The sequence below is a fragment of the Enterobacter sp. R-1.6.2 genome, assembly GCF_035064085.1.
Classification (GTDB): domain Bacteria; phylum Pseudomonadota; class Gammaproteobacteria; order Enterobacterales; family Enterobacteriaceae; genus Enterobacter; species Enterobacter asburiae_B.
Genome location: NZ_JASEYI010000140.1, coordinates 1 through 312, shown reverse-complemented (window position 1 = coordinate 312; position 312 = coordinate 1). Strand labels below are relative to the sequence as shown.

Genomic DNA, 312 nt, shown 5'->3' with positions numbered 1-312 from the left:
AAAAATCTCTGCAGGCTTGTAGCTCAGGTGGTTAGAGCGCACCCCTGATAAGGGTGAGGTCGGTGGTTCAAGTCCACTCAGGCCTACCAAACTCCTTTTAAAGGATGAGCGGTACAGAGATTGCAAACGATGGGGCTATAGCTCAGCTGGGAGAGCGCCTGCTTTGCACGCAGGAGGTCTGCGGTTCGATCCCGCATAGCTCCACCATCTTTTACTGCGAACACAAGAAAACTTCAGAGTGAACCTGAAAAGGTGCACTGCGAAGTTTTGCTCTTTAAAAATCTGGATCAAGCTGAAAATTGAAACGACACA

2 tRNA genes are annotated in these 312 nt (G+C 49.0%); both read left to right on the top strand.

Annotated features, from left to right (window positions below):
* Positions 1-12: 12 nt before the first annotated feature.
* Positions 13-89, top strand: a tRNA-Ile gene (locus QMN93_RS26165).
* Between the two features lie 42 nt (positions 90-131).
* Positions 132-207, top strand: a tRNA-Ala gene (locus tag QMN93_RS26160).
* The last annotated feature ends 105 nt before the right edge of the window (positions 208-312 follow it).